Origin of the sequence: Thomasclavelia sp., from assembly GCF_047249845.1 — a bacterium.
In the GTDB taxonomy this organism is placed as follows: Bacteria; Bacillota_I; Bacilli_A; order Erysipelotrichales; family Coprobacillaceae; genus Thomasclavelia.
Window position 1 is genome coordinate 1 of sequence record NZ_JBKTWO010000165.1, and the last position, 1,821, is coordinate 1,821.

General features: G+C 30.8%; 2 protein-coding genes. Both read right to left on the reverse strand.

All coding sequences use genetic code 11. The features are described 5' to 3' along the window. Positions 1-202 precede the first annotated feature (202 nt). Positions 203-1,489 carry a branched-chain amino acid transport system II carrier protein gene (gene brnQ, locus ACLR9T_RS14370; RefSeq protein WP_008790056.1) on the reverse strand — a complete coding sequence of 429 codons (1,287 nt, stop codon included), beginning with the start codon at positions 1,487-1,489 and terminating at the stop codon, positions 203-205. A 49-nt stretch (positions 1,490-1,538) separates the two neighbouring features. Further along, a partial coding sequence (locus ACLR9T_RS14375) for an AEC family transporter (protein ID WP_413110146.1) occupies positions 1,539-1,821 on the reverse strand: 283 nt, incomplete at its 5' end.

The window sequence follows — 1,821 nt, forward strand, 5'->3', positions numbered from 1 at the left end:
CCAATAAAATAATATTTAATAACATCGTTTCCTCCCTTCAAAAGAAAAAGACACATTTATCTCATTTTATGAAACAAAGGTCTTGTTTATCACTCTTATCAATGACTTATCATCATAACCAAAGCATAAGTGTTTACATATAAATAGTATATCATAAATATAGAGTATTTTAAAGAATATAAGAGAATCATGAAAAGATTCCTTATTCTTTTTGAGTATTCACACAGATACTTAAACATAAACCAACAGCAGAAAAAATAATCCATCCTAATGATTGATTATACAATGGTATAGAATGCAACCATTGATAATTCAATCCCAAACTAGGTAATAAGCCAAGAATACTTCCAATACCAGTCAATAACATAGTGATTTGATAAACATATGTATATTTATGAATCCAAGGGTGTAAAAAAGCTAAAACGATTAAAACAATTGATAATGGATAAAGAAAATTTAATACAGGAACAGAAACTTGAAGAATCATATCTAACCCAATATTTGAAATGATCATACTCAAGCCAGCAAAGAGAAATGCCCATTTCTTATAACTAATTTGAGGAATAATTTCATAAAAATATTCACTACAACAACAAATCAAACCAATGCAAGTATTTAAACAAGCAATAAAGAAGGTTGCACCTAAGATAATAACTCCTGTATTCTTAAACAAATATTCAACAAACTGCATCAATGTTTGTGCACCATTTGAATGGTAACCATTGATATTACCAGCCAATCCCCCAATATGCAACAAAGCACAATAAACCAATGTCAAACAAAACCCAGCAATCAAGCCAGCTTTCATTGTTGAAGAAACAATCGTTTTTGAATCATGAATCCCTTTACTTTGAATATTTAATGCTATAATAATCCCAAAATTCAATGCAGCAATGGTGTCCATTGTTTGATAACCATCTAAAAAACCTTGTATCAAAGAATGACTTGTATAAGGTTCAATGCTTGTTCCATATTGGAAAGTTCCTGCAAAAAAACTCCCAATAAATATAATACTAATTAAACATAAGAGAATAGGACATAAAACCTTACCTAAACGATCTGATAACTTTTCTGGGTTTAAAGCCATATACAACGCTATACCAAAAAATACAAATGAATAAATAAATTGAGCAATTTTTCCATAATTTCCAATAAAAGGAACAATTGTCATCTCAAATGATGTACTAGCAGTTCTAGGAATAGCTAAACAGGGCCCAATTGATAAATAAATAAGCAAAGTAAAGACAAATGCAAACTTTGGATGTACACGTCCAGCTAATGGCTTTAGCCCACCAGCCTTAGCTACAGCAATGACACCCAATACTGGTAAGCCAACTGCACTGATTATAAATCCGATCATCGCAAACCAAGCGAGTCCTCCTGCCTGCTCCCCTAAAAATGGTGGAAAGATTAAATTTCCTGCCCCAAAAAACATCGAAAATAATGTTAACCCTATAAACAAGAGTTCTTTTCTCTTTAATGTCTTCATAATTACACCTCAGTGTTTATTATTGTAACAAAATAAGAAAAGAATACAACTAAAATAATTGATAAATCATCACCATCAAAGGCATACTCACAATACTAAAAATAACACTCATAACATTCATAATACTGGCATATCCAGGATGTTTATTATAAAGTTGTGCAAATTGCGTTATTGTTGCAGCAGCAGGTGCACTTGCTGCTAAAATTGTAATCAAGAAAATTTGATTTGCATCAGATGAAATTGTTGATAATCCTGTGAACTGAAAGACCAATACAATGATAAATGGATAAACAATCAATCGAATAAAACAAATAAGATATGTTCTCTTTTCA